Below are 14,517 nucleotides of genomic sequence, written 5' to 3'. Positions count from 1 at the left end.
TTTTCCTCCATTCTTAGATTTTAAAGGCCTTTTTTTAAAAAAATTGCTTTGCGCCAACGCCCAATCCCGGAAGCCCGGCATTGTAAACCTGCCCGCGCTAAAGCTTTGCATAAGACCTTTAAACCTATTCGTTAGTTGCATCCCCAAGGCCTTTTTCCATTGCTTTCCACGCTAGTGTCGCGCACTTAATCCGTGCCGGGAATTTCGAAACGCCGGATAACGCTTCAATGTCGCCAAGGTCCAGATCATCATCGTAGTCTTTTCCCTGCATCATATCGGAAAATATCGTTGACAGCTTAATGGCGTCTTCGATTTTTTTCCCTTTGATTGCCTGCGTCATCATCGAGGCGGAGGACATTGAGATTGAACAGCCTTCCCCTTCAAATTTCGCATTCGTTACAATTCCGTCTTCAACATTCATGGTAAGCTGGATCCGGTCTCCACAGGTTGGGTTATTCATATTGACCGTCAGGCTGCCATCCTCGAGTACCCCTTTGTTGCGGGGGTTTTTGTAGTGGTCCATGATCACCTGGCGGTAAAGCTGATCCAAGTTATTAGAAGACATCGCTGAAATACTCCTTTGTTTTGACAAGGCCGTCTACAAGCTTGTCAATATCCTCTTCAGTATTGTACAAATACATGCTGGCCCTTGCCGTTGCCGACGCCTTCAGCCATCTCATCAGCACTTGCGCGCAATGATGGCCGGCCCGGACGGCAATGCCTTCCGCGTCTAGGACAGTGGCTACGTCATGGGGATGGACATCACTGATATTAAACGTAACGATTCCTGTACGTTTGCCAGGATCCATCGGCCCGTAAATCGTCATCCCTTCAATCTGGGACATTTTATCAAGCGCGTATGCGCCGAGCCTGCGGTCATGAGCATCGATGTTGTCCATGCCAATTTCCTGCAAGAAATCAATCGCGGCGCCAAGGCCAATGGCCCCAGCTATAATTGGAGTGCCGGCCTCGAACTTCCATGGAAGATCCTTCCAGCTAGAATCGAAATCGTGGACAAAATCGATCATCTCGCCGCCAAATTCAATCGGGTCCATGTTTTCCAAGAGGTGCTTTTTCCCATATAATACCCCAATTCCGGTCGGGCCGCACATTTTATGGCCTGAAAAGGTGAAGAAATCACAATCCAAATCCTGGACATCCACCTTAATATGAGGTGCACTTTGTGCTCCGTCTACAACCATGATTGCCCCATTTTCATGGGCAATCCTAGCTATTTCCTTAACAGGGTTTACAACGCCAAGCACGTTAGAAATATGGACAATCGAGACGATTTTGGTGTTTTTCGTAATGGTCTTCCGGGCGTCCTCGAGTGAAATCGTGCCGTCTTCCTGAAGAGGCATGTATTTCAGAGTAGCGCCGGTCCGTTTGGCGGCCTGCTGCCACGGGATGATGTTGCTGTGGTGTTCCATCGGGGTGATGACGATTTCATCGCCTTCCCGTAAATTCGCCGTGCCATAGCTGTGGGCGACTGTATTTAATGCTGTCGTCGTCCCGCGCATGTAGATGATTTCCTGAGTCGATTTGGCATTGATGAACTTTCGCGCCTTTTCCCGAGCACCCTCGAATGCATCGGTCGCCTTCGTTCCGAGGGTATGTACCCCCCGGTGAACGTTGGAATTGTATTGGCGGTAATAGTTGTCTAGCGCTTCAATGACCTGAACCGGCTTCTGGGATGTCGCGCCGCTGTCAAGATAGACAAGCGGCTTTCCGTTTACTTCCTGGTTCAAAATTGGAAACAGCTGGCGGATTTCGGCTGAATTAATCATCTGACTTTCCTCTCGATCACGTCTATCAGTTGCTTTTTAACGCCTTCAATTGGCAGCTGGTTTACAACAGGGGCAAGGAATCCATGGATGACAAGGCGCTCAGCTTCAGCCTTCGGAATCCCGCGGCTCATTAGGTAGTACAGCTGTAGTGGGTCTACCCGTCCAACGGAAGCTGCGTGGCCAGCTGTTACATCGTCTTCATCAATCAACAGGATCGGGTTTGCGTCTCCGCGCGCTTTTTCGCTAAGCATTAGGACCCGTGATTCCTGAACCGCATTTGCTTTAGACGCGCCGTGCTCGATTTTGCCGATTCCGTTGAAAATCGATGTCGCGCTGTCTTTCATAACGCCATGCTTCAGGATGAAGCCTTCTGTATTTTTACCAAAATGGACAATTTGAGTTGTAAAGTTCTGAATTTGTTCTCCGCGCCCGACTACGACTGTTTTCAGGTCGCCGTGAGAGCCGTCGCCGACAAGGTTGGTCACGTTGTCGGAAATGGTGTTGCCGTCATTCATTTGGCCAAGGGCCCAGTCAATCCTGGCATCCCTTCCGGTAACGCCGCGGCGGTTCACATAGGTTGTGATGCCTTTTGCAAGAGTATCGACCGCACCATATTGGAGACGGGCATTCGCGCCAAGGATGGCTTCGCTGATGATGTTGAAGATACCTTGTCCATCGACGGTCGAAATATAGTTTTCAACGTATGTTGCCGAGCTGTTGTCGTCAATTGCAACGATTACGTGGTTAAACAGATTTGTTTCTGGATTGTCATGAAGGTATACAGCCTGGATTGGCTCATCAATCTCAACATTTTTTGGAATGTAGAGAAACGCCCCGCCGTTCATTAGTGCAGCATGCAAGGCTGTGAGCCGGTGTTCATCTGCCTTGACGGCCTCGTTCATGAAATAACGGCGCAAAAGGTCGCCATGCTCCTTTGCAGCTGTGAAGATATCGGTAAACACAACGCCTTTGTCCTTCAATTCCTGTGAAAGGGAAAGGTAAGCCGGCGTGTTGTTTCGCTGGATATAAAGGTTCTTCTGCCCTTCCATATCGACAAGCGCCTTAACATCTTCAGAAAGGTCATTCAGTGATGCGAATGGCTCGCTGTCAACTGTATGACGCTCGAATTTCGTGAAATTCCATTTATCTATTTTTGTTTTATCGGGCCTTGGCATCGGCAAAGAGTCAAGGCTGGCAAAAGCCTTCTGGCGCAGTTCTTCAAGCCATGCCGGTTCGGCCTTTTCTTTTGAAAAAGAGCTAATGAACCCTTTGTCAAAAGGCAATATGGTTTCAGTAGTCATCTATAATCCCCCTAATGCTTATGCTTCTTGCCCGACAGTCTCGTCTTCAATACCAAGCTCTTGCTTGATCCAGTCATATCCTTCCGCTTCAAGGCGATGGGCAAGTTCCGGTCCGCCTGATTTTACGATGCGGCCTTGCATCATGACATGAACATAGTCAGGAGTGATGTAGTTTAAAAGTCGCTGATAGTGTGTAATAATTAAACATCCGAACTCTTCGCCGCGCATCTCGTTGATTCCTTTGGAAACAACCTTCAAGGCGTCGATATCGAGGCCGGAGTCGATTTCATCAAGGATTGCGATCTTCGGCTCAAGCATCATGAGCTGAAGGATTTCATTCCGCTTCTTCTCACCGCCGGAGAAACCTTCATTCAGGTAGCGCTGGGCCATATCCTGGTCCATTTCAAGTAAGTCCATTTGGGAATCCATCTGGCGGATGAATTTCATTAATGAAATTTCATTGCCTTCACCTCTACGGCTATTGATGGCAGAACGTAAAAAATCGGCATTTGTTACGCCGTTGATTTCGCTTGGATATTGCATTGCAAGGAAAAGCCCTGCGCGTGCGCGCTCATCAACTTCCATTTCTAGGACGTCATCTCCGTCAAGTGAAATGGAGCCGCTTGTTACTTCATATTTTGGATGACCCATGATCGCAGACGAAAGGGTTGATTTCCCGGTACCGTTCGGTCCCATGATAGCGTGAATTTCCCCGCCTTTTACTTCAAGGTTCACACCTTTTAAAATTTCTTTCCCCTCGATCGCGACATGAAGATCTTTGATCGTTAAAGTTGATCCACCCATTTTCATACCTCCGCTACATAATGAGGAAGTCTACCCGGTTGATATGCGGAAACTTCCATTCTCATTTTATTCTCATTCCAATCTTATAACAAATCAAATGTGTTAGCAACCCTTTAAATCAAATGTATGGCTGCATACCTGTTTTCACTGGGGCCTGCATGAGTGAGAATCAGCCACTTCCATTTCCATGTCTATGGCTATTTTCCCCCGCCCCAACGCGTTCATGTATGCACGCCTATACAATAGCCTAAAAAAAGCCGGAAAGCCAGTGAAACGGTCCACTGGCTTTCCGGCTTTCTTCCTATTATATATTGTGCCCATAGGGCTGCCGCGCAATCTGGGTGAGCGGGCCCGTGAAGCTGGAATGGTTTTACTTTCCGATTTCCTAGAAAACTTTTCGATCAAGGTCGGCAATCATCCGCTGGCTTTTCACATACTCTTTCTGCCTGCGCTGCTCGACCTCCATTCTTACTTCATGCTTCAGTTTATACTCCTCGTAGCCGACTCCATGAGATCCCTGCATTGCTTTCTCCATCTCTGGTGTGTACCTCATGTTAAGCTTTTCCACAATTAAAACGTCCTTTCGTTTTCCCACGGTGTTGGTTTTTTGTAAAAATGCGCTATGCACTCTTGCTTCGGCATTCCTCCGACTTTAAGTGTATACCCGTGGACGGGCTATGAAAACATATCTTTCGCCGGGAAAGGAAGGAACTGGTGGAAAATGGTGTCGGTTTGGATGGAATTTTTGGAGAGGTTTTTTAATATGAAACGGTCTTGACGCGGGGTCTCAAGACCGTTCGGGAAGGTTGTTTAACGTGAAACGGTCTTGATCCCGAACCCTTTATAAAAATTCCACCGCCAAAAGCGATGAAGACAGTTTCAACAACTAAAACACTTCAAACCTGTCCTCATAACCCTGATGAAGACAATTTCAACAGCTAAAACACTTCAAAACTGTCTTCATAACCTCGATGAAGACAGTTTCATCTGCTATTACACTTCAAAACTGTCCTCATAACCTCGATGAAGACAGTTTCAGCCAGTAAAACGCCATTAAAATGTCTTCATCAAGGGAATTACCCATTTCGTTACTGCTTCAGCTGGTTTAGTTCGTCAATGGCTTCCTGGACGAGTGTGACGCCCTGGCTCATTGCCGCGCCGCCGCCAAAAGCTGCGGTGACACCGACTGTTTCTAGTATTTCGTCCTCCGATGCCCCCTGATCCAAACAACCCTTTAAATGATAGATGATGCAATACTCGTCCTGCGCGTGAAGAGATACACCGAGTGCAATTAAGTGTTTGTCCTTTTGGGAAAGAGCGCCCTCCTTAAAGCATTCCTCTGTAAATGCGTTATAAAGGCGAGCTATTTCGGGCATTTTTTTCGTAAAAACACCGAGGCCCGCTTTATATTCGTATAACGCTTCCTCGGTTGAATTCTGGGGATCATGAAAATGCTCCATTTTTTCCACTCCTAACGGTTCGTTGTCATCGTTAGTATGGAGATTTGAATGAGTAACTATGCGTCTACGAAACGGGATAAATTCGGTTTCAAAAGTAAAATAAAAAGCAGGCTCCCCTAGAAAGGGAAGCCCGCCAAAATTAGAAGTATCGCCATTTTAAAAAAGTTACGGTTCGTTCAGAAGGAATTATTCGGAAACCGGAACGACGGATCCTTTGTATTTTTCAAGAATGAAGTCCTGGATTTCCTGGGAACGGAGGACTTCTAGTAAAGTTTTGATCTTTTCGCTGTTTTCGTCGCCTTTATTGACTGCGATGATGTTCACGTATGGTGAGTCGGACTCTTCGATTGCGATGGAGTCTTCAACTGGGTTCAGGCCTGCATCGATCGCATAGTTTGAGTTGATCAGAACCGCATCGCCTTCCCCATTGTTAAAGATTTGTGGAAGAAGTTTTGCTTCATATTTCGCATCGAATTTTAATTTCTTAGGGTTTTCAACAATATCCTCAACCGTTGCTTCAACTTTGTTGATGCCATCCTTCAGCTTGATGATGCCATGGGATTCAAGCATGGAAAGGATTCGGCCATGGTCAGGAACAGAGCTGCTGACGATGATGTGAGCGCCTTTTGGAAGGTCATCCAGGCTTTTGTATTTCTTGGAATAAACGCCGATCGGCTCAATGTGGATTCCGCCGGCATTTGCAAAGTCATAGCCATTTTCCTTGATTTGAGACTCGAAGTAAGGGATGTGCTGGAAGTAGTTTGCATCTAGTTCCTTAGAAGCTAAAGATTTATTAGGAAAAACGTAGTCCGTGAATGTTTTGATTTCAAGGTCAATGCCTTTTTCTTTTAAAATCGGCTTCGCTTTTTCAAGGATTTCCGCGTGAGGTACGTTTGTAGCGCCTACTACCAGCTTGTTGTCGTCTTTCTTGTTGTCGCTACCCGCTTTGTTGTCATCGGAGCTGCCGCAAGCAGCAAGTACGAGGACAAGGACGAATGTTAAAAGTGTTCCAAGCCATTTTTTCATGTTCTCTTCTCCTTTGTGTAAGTAATCTATCTGAGGGGTTTTTATCTTTTATCCAGTTTCCGGGTAATGGTGTCCCCGATGATCTGAATGATGAATACAATAATCAGGATGACAATCGTGGCCATCACTGTTACGTCATTGCGGCTGCGGCCGAAGCCTTCAAGGTAAGCAAGGTTTCCAAGTCCGCCAGCTCCGATCGCGCCAGCCATCGCCGTATAGCTGACAAGGGCAATCGCTGTTACGGTAATCCCGGATACAAGCGCCGGCATTGATTCGGGCAACAGAACCTTCCAAATAATCGTCCACGTCGAGGCACCCATCGATTTCGCGGCCTCGATAACTCCTTTATCAATTTCGCGCAGCCCGATTTCAACCATCCTTGCGTAAAACGGCGCCGAACCAATAATCAGTGCGGGTAATGCCGCATTTTCCCCAATCATCGACCCTACCACGAAAACGGTAAACGGAATGAGCAGGACTATCAGGATGATGAACGGAATTGAACGGAAGACATTCACAAACGCGGCAATGATTTTATTAATAAAAGCATTTTCCCAAAGATTGCCCTTCCCAGTGAGGAAGAGAAGCAATCCAAGGATTATCCCGAGCACAAATGTAATCACGACGGAAATGCACGTCATATAAAGTGTTTCAAGTGTTGCCTCCCACATATTCTCCCAAACGACATTCGGAAAGAATTCCTCAACCATTCTCAATCACCTCCACTCCGACCTGTTGGGAGTGGATGAACTCCAGGGCTTTTTCCAGCTCGCTTTCTGCACCGTCAAGATGTAGGAACAATGATCCGTAGGAACCGCTTTGCGTCTGAGAGATTTTCCCCTGCAAAATGTTGGCCGTAAGATCGAACTGCCTGATCAGGTTCGTGATAAGAGGCTGTTCGGTCGCCTCGCCGACAAATGTGAGCTGAATTACCTTGCCGTAAGGATAGCGCACGAGCAAATTTTCAGCCGTGTCCTTTGTATCGTCAGGTTCTGTCATCTGCTGGACAAACCGTTTGGTTATCGGCTGCTGCGGATTTTTAAAAACGTCGAGTACCGGCCCAAGCTCGACGATTCGACCACTTTCCATCACCGCAACCCGGTGGCAAATTTTCCTGATAACATGCATCTCATGCGTAATCAGGACAATTGTCAGGCCCAGCCGCTTGTTGATGTCGACCAACAGGTCAAGGATTGAATCAGTCGTTTGCGGGTCAAGAGCGGAAGTTGCTTCGTCACAAAGCAGGACTTTCGGGTTGTTCGCCAGTGCCCTGGCAATTCCGACACGCTGCTTCTGCCCTCCGCTAAGCTGCGAAGGATAAGCATTCTCCCTTCCCTCTAGGCCAACGAGCTTGATTAGCTCATCTACTCGCTTTTTGCGCTCCGATGATCCAATGCCTGCAATTTCAAGCGGGAACGCGATATTGTCACGGACCGTACGGGACCATAAAAGATTGAAGTGCTGGAAAATCATTGAGATTTCCTGGCGAGCCTTCCTAAGCTCGCTCCCCGAAATGGAGGAAATCTCCCGGCCGGCTATCGTAATCGTTCCTTCCGTAGGGCTTTCCAGTTTGTTCAGCATACGGATCAGCGTGCTCTTCCCTGCTCCGCTGTAGCCAATCACTCCAAAGATTTCCCCTTCGTTTATGTCAAGATTAACATCGTCAACAGCCGTCAGAGTCCCTTGCTTGGAAGGAAAACTTTTTTTAACGTTCTTTATCGAAATCATCCTATCACCTTCTTTACATCCATTTACCCGTCGTCCCGGGCAGCAATCATGCAAATTAAACGCTCTATATTAATGTTTATCGTTTGAATCCACTGGGAGATTCATTCAGATAAAAGAAAAAGCCCATCTGCGGCGGGCAGAAAGGCATAATAGATAATAATCCTTTCTCCCATCTTCCAAAGCGTATGCTTTGTGTGAATTGGCACCATTTCACAGGATCGGACCTGTGACGGTTGCCGGGCTTCATCGGGCACATCCCTCCACCTCTCTTGATAAGAGCACTAACCTATTCAATTAATCACGATTGCTATCGTAACATGGACGAAAAAAGGTGTCAATAAAGAATGTTTCGAAAATAAACGGTAATTTCGGGAAGGCAATAAATGAACCAGATTAGTTCCTTTAGAAACAAAAAACCCACTTCATAAGAAGAGGGGAATCTCTTCTCATCTTTGCAGGAAAACTTCCTGCTGGAATTGGCACCGTGTTTTCACCGGTTGCCGGGCATCATAGGGCCATTCCCTCCGCCTCTCTTGATAAGTTTTATTGAATTGTTTGAATCTTGCGCTAAGATTTAAAGAAAGTTTATCTCAAGGCTATCATTCCGTCAAGAGAGAAATTTTTGTTATTTCAGAAAAATGTTCTTTTGCCAAAAGAAAAGCCGATTCGAGCTTCAGTACTGTTCGAAACGAAGCGTTGACTTGTACCAAGCCCTGTGAGAGCAGATCACGCAGCCGCGCCTTCCCGGCAAGCAGCTCGGCAATTGCTCCGGGCAGCCCGGTAATTTCCGCCAACAAAGGCCCATGGGTAAAAACGCCCTGCACAGCCTTAGCCTTCCCTTCGGAAATTTCAATTTGAAAAACGTCTATCTGTATATATACCGGTTTAGTGCTGCGGAATAAATAATGTATATGTGGCTTATTATTAAAAGCGGCAACAAACCTTGTTATCTCCTCAATCATTTTGGCATTCCCCCTGTATATTAAATTCCTTTTCATAGGGGAGAATCCTCCATGATTCGTTCGACAAGATGTACCGATTTCTTACACATTTATAGAATTCTTTCCATAAAAGGAGCTAAATTCTTCTCTGAAAATCATTTCCAGGGAAATATGTCATAATCCCGCAGCTTTTGGAACCTGCTTCCCCTGATTTTTTAATACCTTGCGCCCGAATACGAGGAAGAAATAGATTGAACTAATCAAATAAAGGCTTGCGGTAATCGAAAAGACGTAAGCATAACCCCAATAGTTCCCATATTTCACAACAATGCCAGTTGAAACCGGTCCCATGAACGCCCAACCAAGATTGAAAACGGTCTGATTAATTGAGTTGGCCAGCCCCTTCATGGAATCGTCGACGCGCGACATAATAAGCGAGCTTTGAATCGGGTTTCCCGCATTCATAAGCGCCTGCCTGAATAGGAAGCCGATGGCAGCAAGCCATAAATTTTGGGTATAGGCGGTTAGAAGCAAAAACGGCAGTGATAGAAGCTGAAGGATAACGACGGCCCTCACCTCGCCGACACGCTTGACAACCTTAGGTCCGATAATCATCGCAAAAGCGGTAGCTGCCTGGCCAAGTGAAATGATGAACCCGGTCGTTGAAGTGGAAGCTGAGAACCTTCCAGCAAAATAAAGATTCAGATACGGAATGACCAGACCAGCCCCAAATCCGATCAACATTTGAGCAATCGCAAACAGGGCAATGATTTTGAACCCGCTCCAGTTGAATGCCTTCCGTTCCCGAACAGCACCATCTAGAGGAGCAGTTTCCATCCGATTGGCAGGTGCGCGGAATTTAAACGCCGGAATAGCCCCGCCCAAATAGATGATGGCACCAATCAACAACGTAACCCGGAGGCTTTGCAAATCGGAGAAAAAGAGTCCAAAGAAATCCGTCAAAATCCCGCCTAATAGATTCCCGATTACACTTGCTGCCGTCATTAAAGCGAAGTGCAGCGAAAACAAATTGACCCTCTGCGAAGCATCCGAGTTCTCCGCAAGCCAAGGAATACCTGATACCTGAAGGAAAGCCCCGGCAAGTCCCGCTGTAAACGCAAGATAGACAAGGGTTGACTCGTCAGCAGCCAATGCCCTCATGATGAGCAGGGTTCCGGAAACAAGTATGCCGGTAGAAATGACCCGTTTCCGCCCGAATTTATCACCTATGATTCCCGCGGGCACGAGTATGATGGCTGTTGCGAGTGATGCCATCGAGATAATTTTCCCATTAACGGATTCCGTGTAGCCAAGCTCACGGACATAAAAATTATAAATGACAATAAATATCCCTATCCCTATTTGGGTAATGATATTCGCAGCCATACTTAGTTTGATGTTGTGATTATAGCCGTTAAATTGATTTACCCATCCCTTGTAAAAAGCCATCTTAATCCGCCCTTTTGATTGAAAGCCGCCCGCACACTCGTTACTTTAGTTGTGAGTTAGGGCGGTGGTTTTTAAACTATTTCGCATTACATTTTAGTACATATGTTCGTTTTTGTGTTATAATAGTAAAGATGGAAAAACTCCCCTGGGGGTGAAACGAATGGCACGAAAAACAACGAAACAACGGAACGAAGAATTGGCTCCTGACGGCAAACAATTATGTCATTATGGACTCAAATTACGTATGGAGCCAAATTCAAAACAAGAAAAACAAATTCATCAAACCATCGGAAATGCCCGTTTCACCTATAATTTTTATCTTTCCGAGAAAAAGGAAGTCTACCAATTAACAGGCGAAACCTTAACTTACGGAGAGTTTAAAAAAGCATTCAATCACTTAAAAGACCATCCCTACTATTCTTGGTTGAAGGCTTCGGATAAGTTTGCTTTGGAAACTGCCATGGAACAGGTGGATGATGCGTTTGAACGCTTCTTTAGCGGTCAAAACAAGTTTCCAAAGTTTAAAAGTAAACATAAATCGAAACAATCTTATTCTACGAAGGAAACCAATGGAAACATTAAATTAAATATAGAAAAGCAAACCATTCAACTTCCTAAATTGGGGGAAGTAAAAGTACGTTTATCTAAAAAACACCGAAAGATGCTTAAAGAAAACGGTCTGAAAGGAACTATTAAATCGGCAACCGTTACCTATCATAGCAGTGGTCAATATAATGTTTCACTTAAAATGGAAGAAATCATCCATATGAAAGAGCCTGTCGATGTATCGGAGATTCCTGATGAATCCTTCATTGGCTTGGATTTAGGATTGACCCATTTCTATATTGACTCCAACGGCAAGAAAGTTGAGAATTCCCACTACCTCAAAAAAAGTCTTCGTAAGTTAGCGACTCTTCAACGGCAACTAAAAAACAAAAACATTGGATGCCACAACTACAAGAAATTGCAGAAAAAGATTAGTAAACTCCACCTTCATATTGCCAACCAACGAAAAGACTTTTTGCATAAGGAATCCCGCAAGGTTGTGGACGAAAACCAAGTCATAGTCTTAGAGGATCTGCATGTAAAAGGCATGATTCGCAACAAAAAGTTGGCACGTAGCATCGCTGATGCAGGGTGGGGCCTATTTAAAACCTTTATCACCTACAAAGCATCATGGGCAAACAAAACCGTGGTGTTCGTCAACCGATTTTTTGCATCATCAAAATTGTGCAACCGCTGTCAAACGAAAAACATCATGTTGTCCCTTTCAGACAGAGAGTGGATATGCCCGTCTTGCAGGACCAAACATGACCGTGACATCAACGCATCCAAAAATATCAAAGAAGAAGGAATGAGAATCCTGCATTCTCATCCCCATTCAGCATAGCAAAAGAATAACCTTTTACCGTTGGAACAACGGGGTGTGCCTGTCAACACAGGTGTTGTTTGTCCTTCATCCGAAGGACAATGGAGGGAATGTAAGACGTTCACTAACTGGATGCAGTTCCCGATGAAGCAGGAATCCAGCGACTTGCTTTAGGTCAGTAAGGATTTTGTTCCCACAAGGGAAATAGAATCCTTCGACTATAGTCGAGGGAGGTTCAAAATCCATTCTGGAAATTCGGATTCCGCAATGGAACTAATTACTTATAGTGGATTCGCCATTATTTCGTCTCCCTAAATATCATAATGGCTTAGGAACAATTTGTAAACTAGGGAACAAGCTGGAATTATGCCGATTTTTCTAAAAAAGCAAATTGAATCGAGATAGGCAGCAATTACTTGCCATAACCATAAATACGGAGGGATTTGAACCCTGTTGATCCCCATAAAAAAACAGCAAAAAAGCAGACGCAACGTGGCATCTGCTTATCGCAAAACTGTATTTGTCTTTTCCAGCAGGTAGGGTACAGATCGGAACGCATAAATGGAATCCATGGCGCGCCCTTCTTTTATAAAAACAAGGCAAGGGACGCTTTCAATCGCAAATGCCTCCGCAAAATCGGGAGCATAATTAAGATTTACTTTTCCAATTTCCATATGGGGGAGAAGTTCAGCGACAACTTCAAGCATCCTTGAAGCTACCTGGCAGGTTCCGCACAAGGGCGTGTAAAAGTAAAGCAGCCCTGTTTTCCCGACTTCCAAAAAGGCGGAAGCTTCTTCGCTTGTCCATTCCTTCATTGCGCGGTACGGCCCATATCCAAAAATTCAGCATGAACGTCAATGTTGGCGCCCAACAACACCATGGCAAGGTGATGGTATGGCGCGGTGGCAACCTCTTTGTACATTTTATCAATGTAGAGATGCTCCGCCTCCGGGTATTCCCTGCGGAATTGCCGCCTAAGCTTTTCACCCGCTTCGTCCGCATCTGCCAGAATATAGACCTGTCTGTCACCGAACGAATCGATCAGTTCATCAAGCTTTGATAAGGAAATTGTCCCATTCGTGCAAATAACCTCGACATGGTCCTTTATCATTCCGAGAACCTTCATTTTATCCGATCTGCCTTCAACTATAATAATCTTATCCGCGAATTCTTCGCTCATTGGAATCACCTGCAGGAAAGTTGTTGGTAATAGCTTATTCATTTGTGCGTTTTATGTGTAGCCTCCCGCCCTGCTTCAAATATACCATGTTATTTTCAATTGCATACAGGAGTTTGCTCACTGCCTGGCTTACGATGAATGGAGGCGTGTCACTAGAGTAGGACAAATTTATGTCTCCGAATTTTGCTTGGCCATTTAGCACCAGCCGCCCTCATCGCAGTCGGTGTACCTGGCATCGGGCTCCTCTGTGAAGGTAACGTTTTGGAAAATTCGCTGCTGGTCAACGTCAAAGCGCTGGTCCAGTTCAAAGTCCGCTTTGCCTGTGAGCAAAATGCGCCCAATCGGCTCGTTCTCCAGATACAATTCTATTTCCCCATTTTTGAGCTTTCCAACCACTCGGTCAGTAATATCTAATTTCTTCTCGATTAAAGCCATTTCGGACCACCCTTTTTGTTTTTTCAATTAGCATACCCCGGGCATGTGGAATGCATAGTTGGGAAAGATAGGGCGAGGGCCAATTTTCAGAAAAAAAAGGCCGTTCCCATCAGGGCGGCCTCCGTTCATATTATTCATTCGTCATTTCGTCGTATTGCTCAGCAGTCATCAGGTTGTCGAGTTCGCTTGTATCGGAAAGCTCAACAACAACCATCCATGCTTTTTCGTAAGGTGATTCGTTAACGAATTCCGGGCTGTCGCTCAGGTCTTCGTTTACTTCAACTACTTTGCCGCTAACCGGCGCGTAAAGCTCGGAAACGGTCTTAACGGACTCAACGCTGCCGAATGGCTCGTCCGCAGTTATTTCATCGCCAACTTCAGGAAGTTCAACGAAAACGATGTCGCCCAGCTCGGATTGTGCAAAATGCGTGATGCCGATCCGTACCTTTTCCCCTTCAACCTTTACCCACTCATGCTCTTCTGAATACCGCAATTCTTTCGGTGTGCTCATTGCAATCCCTCCATATGTTCTATATTATCTATTATCGATTTGCCAATCGATACTGCCATGAATGCCGGTACCGGCAACAGGAGCCTAAAGCCAAACATTTTTGTACTCGTCTTCCTTGAACCCAACCGTTACCTTTTCTCCATCCGTTAGTATCGGCCGTTTCAAAAGCATCCCATCCGATGCCAGAATAGTGAGCAGCTCATCCTCGGAAGCAGTCTTGACCTTGTCCTTCAAGCCAAGCTCACGATATTTTTGGCCGCTTACATTAAAAAAATTTTTCAGTTCGAGCCCGCTTGATTCGTAAAGCTTTTTAAGCTCGTCCCGTGATGGAGGATTCTCCGCAATATGTACTGCTTCATAGGCAACCCCGTGCTCATCTAGCCACTTCTTTGCATTCCTGCAGGTGCCGCACTTCGGATACCAGTAAAACGTTCGTGCCAACTGCATCACCCCTATTGATTCTTCCCTGAAATAGTACCATATCCCAGAAAAAAATCCTAATCCTTGTACTCTTCCAAATTGGCGC

17 protein-coding genes and 2 riboswitches are annotated in these 14,517 nt (G+C 45.7%); of the genes, 1 reads left to right on the top strand and 16 read right to left on the bottom strand.

Annotated features, from left to right (window positions below):
- Nucleotides 1-124: 124 nt before the first annotated feature.
- The 11 genes from sufU to AR337_RS18805 all read right to left on the bottom strand — a co-directional run bounded on the left by sufU (nucleotide 125) and on the right by AR337_RS18805 (nucleotide 10,496).
- Nucleotides 125-565, bottom strand: a complete 441-nt coding sequence (sufU, locus tag AR337_RS18855) for a Fe-S cluster assembly sulfur transfer protein SufU (protein ID WP_059173577.1) — start codon at nucleotides 563-565, stop codon at nucleotides 125-127.
- A complete protein-coding gene (locus tag AR337_RS18850; RefSeq protein ID WP_059173705.1) occupies nucleotides 555-1,784 on the bottom strand; it encodes a cysteine desulfurase in 1,230 nt (409 codons plus the stop codon). Before AR337_RS18850 ends, sufU begins: the two co-directional genes overlap by 11 nt.
- Complete coding sequence (gene sufD, locus AR337_RS18845) at nucleotides 1,784-3,088, bottom strand: Fe-S cluster assembly protein SufD (protein ID WP_059173576.1); 1,305 nt, start codon at nucleotides 3,086-3,088, stop codon at nucleotides 1,784-1,786. Before sufD ends, AR337_RS18850 begins: the two co-directional genes overlap by 1 nt.
- An 18-nt stretch (nucleotides 3,089-3,106) precedes the next feature.
- Nucleotides 3,107-3,892, bottom strand: a complete 786-nt coding sequence (gene sufC, locus AR337_RS18840; protein ID WP_059173575.1) for a Fe-S cluster assembly ATPase SufC — start codon at nucleotides 3,890-3,892, stop codon at nucleotides 3,107-3,109.
- A gap of 385 nt (nucleotides 3,893-4,277) precedes the next feature.
- On the bottom strand, nucleotides 4,278-4,460 hold the full coding sequence (locus AR337_RS18835) for a hypothetical protein (protein WP_156424456.1): 183 nt from the start codon (nucleotides 4,458-4,460) through the stop codon (nucleotides 4,278-4,280).
- 520 nt (nucleotides 4,461-4,980) lie between these two features.
- Nucleotides 4,981-5,352, bottom strand: coding sequence for a carboxymuconolactone decarboxylase family protein (locus tag AR337_RS18830; RefSeq protein WP_059173573.1), 372 nt, complete (start codon nucleotides 5,350-5,352; stop codon nucleotides 4,981-4,983).
- A 186-nt stretch (nucleotides 5,353-5,538) separates the two neighbouring features.
- Nucleotides 5,539-6,378 (bottom strand): MetQ/NlpA family ABC transporter substrate-binding protein, encoded by an 840-nt coding sequence (locus tag AR337_RS18825; protein ID WP_059173572.1) that lies wholly within the window; start codon nucleotides 6,376-6,378, stop codon nucleotides 5,539-5,541.
- Nucleotides 6,379-6,419: 41 nt separating this feature from the next.
- The gene (locus AR337_RS18820) at nucleotides 6,420-7,088 is read right to left on the bottom strand and encodes a methionine ABC transporter permease (RefSeq protein ID WP_059173571.1); all 669 of its coding nucleotides are present in this window, start codon (nucleotides 7,086-7,088) and stop codon (nucleotides 6,420-6,422) included.
- Nucleotides 7,081-8,106, bottom strand: coding sequence for a methionine ABC transporter ATP-binding protein (locus AR337_RS18815; RefSeq protein WP_059173570.1), 1,026 nt, complete (start codon nucleotides 8,104-8,106; stop codon nucleotides 7,081-7,083). The genes AR337_RS18820 and AR337_RS18815 overlap by 8 nt, the downstream gene beginning before the upstream one ends.
- A 166-nt stretch (nucleotides 8,107-8,272) precedes the next feature.
- Nucleotides 8,273-8,385: riboswitch (SAM riboswitch) on the bottom strand.
- Nucleotides 8,386-8,549: 164 nt separating this feature from the next.
- Nucleotides 8,550-8,649: riboswitch (SAM riboswitch) on the bottom strand.
- Nucleotides 8,650-8,705: 56 nt separating this feature from the next.
- Nucleotides 8,706-9,068 carry a hypothetical protein gene (locus tag AR337_RS18810; protein ID WP_156424455.1) on the bottom strand — a complete coding sequence of 121 codons (363 nt, stop codon included), beginning with the start codon at nucleotides 9,066-9,068 and terminating at the stop codon, nucleotides 8,706-8,708.
- A gap of 153 nt (nucleotides 9,069-9,221) precedes the next feature.
- Complete coding sequence (locus tag AR337_RS18805; protein WP_059173568.1) at nucleotides 9,222-10,496, bottom strand: MFS transporter; 1,275 nt, start codon at nucleotides 10,494-10,496, stop codon at nucleotides 9,222-9,224.
- Nucleotides 10,497-10,656: 160 nt separating this feature from the next.
- Here AR337_RS18805 and AR337_RS18800 point away from each other — a divergent pair, with 160 nt between their 5' ends.
- Complete coding sequence (locus tag AR337_RS18800; protein ID WP_059173567.1) at nucleotides 10,657-11,886, top strand: RNA-guided endonuclease TnpB family protein; 1,230 nt, start codon at nucleotides 10,657-10,659, stop codon at nucleotides 11,884-11,886.
- A 482-nt stretch (nucleotides 11,887-12,368) separates the two neighbouring features.
- On the opposite strand, the gene AR337_RS18795 is transcribed toward AR337_RS18800, so the two are convergent.
- The 5 genes from AR337_RS18795 to AR337_RS18775 form a co-directional block, all read right to left on the bottom strand.
- Nucleotides 12,369-12,680 carry a thioredoxin family protein gene (locus AR337_RS18795; protein ID WP_059173566.1) on the bottom strand — a complete coding sequence of 104 codons (312 nt, stop codon included), beginning with the start codon at nucleotides 12,678-12,680 and terminating at the stop codon, nucleotides 12,369-12,371.
- A complete protein-coding gene (locus tag AR337_RS18790) occupies nucleotides 12,677-13,045 on the bottom strand; it encodes a toprim domain-containing protein (RefSeq protein ID WP_059173704.1) in 369 nt (122 codons plus the stop codon). The genes AR337_RS18795 and AR337_RS18790 overlap by 4 nt, the downstream gene beginning before the upstream one ends.
- Nucleotides 13,046-13,240: 195 nt before the next feature.
- A complete protein-coding gene (locus AR337_RS18785) occupies nucleotides 13,241-13,480 on the bottom strand; it encodes a YusG family protein (RefSeq protein WP_059173703.1) in 240 nt (79 codons plus the stop codon).
- 130 nt (nucleotides 13,481-13,610) lie between these two features.
- Entirely contained in the window at nucleotides 13,611-13,991 is a 381-nt protein-coding gene (gcvH, locus tag AR337_RS18780) for a glycine cleavage system protein GcvH (protein WP_059173565.1), read from the bottom strand.
- Between the two features lie 84 nt (nucleotides 13,992-14,075).
- On the bottom strand, nucleotides 14,076-14,432 hold the full coding sequence (locus tag AR337_RS18775) for an arsenate reductase family protein (RefSeq protein WP_059173564.1): 357 nt from the start codon (nucleotides 14,430-14,432) through the stop codon (nucleotides 14,076-14,078).
- Nucleotides 14,433-14,517 lie beyond the last annotated feature (85 nt).

It is taken from the genome of Bacillus sp. FJAT-27445 (genome assembly GCF_001510665.1).
GTDB lineage: Bacteria > Bacillota > Bacilli > Bacillales > Cytobacillaceae > Bacillus_D.
Note: the sequence above shows the minus strand (reverse complement) of the source record. Positions and strands in the feature narration are given on the sequence as shown.